General features: G+C 71.6%; 1 protein-coding gene. It reads right to left on the bottom strand.

Annotated features, from left to right (window positions below; translation table 11 throughout):
- Nucleotides 1–47: 47 nt before the first annotated feature.
- Complete coding sequence (locus tag D7W82_RS39735; protein ID WP_120623194.1) at nt 48–983, bottom strand: MBL fold metallo-hydrolase; 936 nt, start codon at nt 981–983, stop codon at nt 48–50.
- Between the last annotated feature and the right edge of the window lie 125 nt (nt 984–1,108).

Below are 1,108 nucleotides of genomic sequence, written 5' to 3'. Positions count from 1 at the left end.
GGGTGGGCAGGAGCATGCCCGCTTGAGACCACAAGCCCCGCCAGCGCTCAACCGTGCCGCACGGTGTGTGTGCCGCCCACGGGCAGCACGTGCACGCGGTCGCGCGGCCAGCCCCGCCGCAGCCATTCGGCATCCAGGCGGGCGGGGGGCTCGTCCAGCGGCTCGTCCGTGAGCTTGAACGTGCCCCAGTGCATGGCGAAGAAGGCCATCGCGCCCAGGTCCTCGAAGGCCTGCACCGCCTCCTCCGGGTTCATGTGCTGCAACCGCATGAACCACGCGGGGTCGTAGGCGCCAATGGGCAGCAGCGCCGCGTCCAGCTTGGGGAACCTGGCGCCAATATCCTTGAAGCCCTGGAAGTAGGCGGTGTCGCCGGAGTGGTAGACGCGCGCGCTCGAGCCCTCCACCACGAAGCCGCCCCAGAGCATCTGGTTGGCGTCGTGCAGGCCGCGGCGGCTCCAGTGCTGGGACGGCACGTAGTGCACGCGCACGGGCCCCACCTGCGTGGACTCCCACCAGTCCAGCTCGTGGAAGGGCAGGCCCTGGCCCTGGAACACCGGCGCGTGGCCCAGGCCGGTGACGATGCGGGCGCCCACCTGCTTGAGCGTGGGCAGGTCCAGGTGGTCGTAGTGGTTGTGGCTCACCAGGCTCGCGTCGATGCGCGGCAGCTTCTCCACCGGCACGCCGGGCGGCACGTTGCGGCGGATGATGACGTTGATGGCGTCGCGCAGCACCGGGTCGATGAGCAGCGACACGCCATCCAGCTGCACCAGCCAGCTCGCATGGCCCAGCCACGTCAGGCGGGCGCCCTCGCCCGGGGCGGGCGGGGTGGCGAGCACCGCCAGGTCCGGCTCCACGTGCGGCACGACCGCGCGCGCGGGCGCGCTGCGGCGCCTGCCCACGAGCTTGTCCGTGACGGCCCACTTGAAGACGCGGGTGAAGGCCTGCGGTCCGCTGCCATCCAGGTTCTTGAAGCGCATCGCCATGAGTGGCTCCCGATGAGTGGCTTCCGGCAACGGGTGTGTCCCCCAAGGATGGGCCCGCGCCGCCTCGGGCGAGTCATGCTCGGCCGGAGGGGAGGGGCGCAAGGGGAATGCGGTTTGGGGTGGCC

Origin of the sequence: Corallococcus sp. CA049B (genome assembly GCF_003611685.1) — a bacterium.
GTDB classification, from domain to species: Bacteria; Myxococcota; Myxococcia; order Myxococcales; family Myxococcaceae; genus Corallococcus; species Corallococcus coralloides.
The sequence above is the reverse complement of the archived record's forward strand: the minus strand, read 5'-3'. Positions and strand labels throughout refer to the sequence as shown.